The sequence below is a fragment of the Gilvimarinus gilvus genome (assembly GCF_030518155.1).
Classification (GTDB): Bacteria; Pseudomonadota; Gammaproteobacteria; order Pseudomonadales; family Cellvibrionaceae; genus Gilvimarinus; species Gilvimarinus gilvus.
The window spans coordinates 1-660 of the sequence record NZ_JAULRU010000073.1; the positions used below are offsets into that span (position 1 = coordinate 1).

Sequence of the window (660 nt, forward strand, 5' to 3'; positions counted from 1 at the left end):
AGCGGAGTTGACTCTAGTACGAGAGGACCGTGTTGAACAAACCTCTGGTGTATCAGTTGTGCCGCCAGGTGCACCGCTGAGTAGCTACGTTTGGAAGAGATAAGCACTGAAAGCATATAAGTGCGAAACTCGCCGCAAGATTAGACTTCTTTAAAGGGTCGTTGTAGACTACAACGTTGATAGGCTATAGATGTAAAGGCAGTGATGTCATAGTCGAGTAGTACTAATTACCCATAGACTTTTTCTAAAAAAGTAGAACGAATCAAAGATAATGATAGCAATATCAAAAATAAAAAAGATTAAATACTAAGATTGATTTAATCGTCATAGAGAAGGTTAGTTAATCTTATTTGGATTAATGTAGTAATACCAAAAGATTGTATATACGAAATTCGAAACACGAAAAACGAATTTCGAACTCAATAATGTCAAGATATACTAGGAACTAAAACCTATTTAAAAATATTAGGGTGACTATAGCTGCAGGGCTCACCTCTTCCCATTCCGAACAGAGAAGTTAAGCCTGCCTGCGCCGATGGTACTGTTACTTACGGGAGAGTAGGTCGTCGCCAGTTTTTATTAAAAGCCTCAAGATTATTTTCTTGAGGCTTTTTTTATGTTTATACTTTTTGTAAAATGTACAATGTAGAAAGTATTAAG

At 36.5% G+C, this 660-nt stretch carries 2 rRNA genes; both read left to right on the forward strand.

Features of this window, described 5'->3' with window-relative positions:
* Positions 1-247, forward strand: a 23S ribosomal RNA gene (locus tag QWI17_RS00355); the annotation flags it as partial.
* 219 nt (positions 248-466) lie between these two features.
* A 5S ribosomal RNA gene (gene rrf / locus QWI17_RS00360) occupies positions 467-575 on the forward strand.
* Positions 576-660 lie beyond the last annotated feature (85 nt).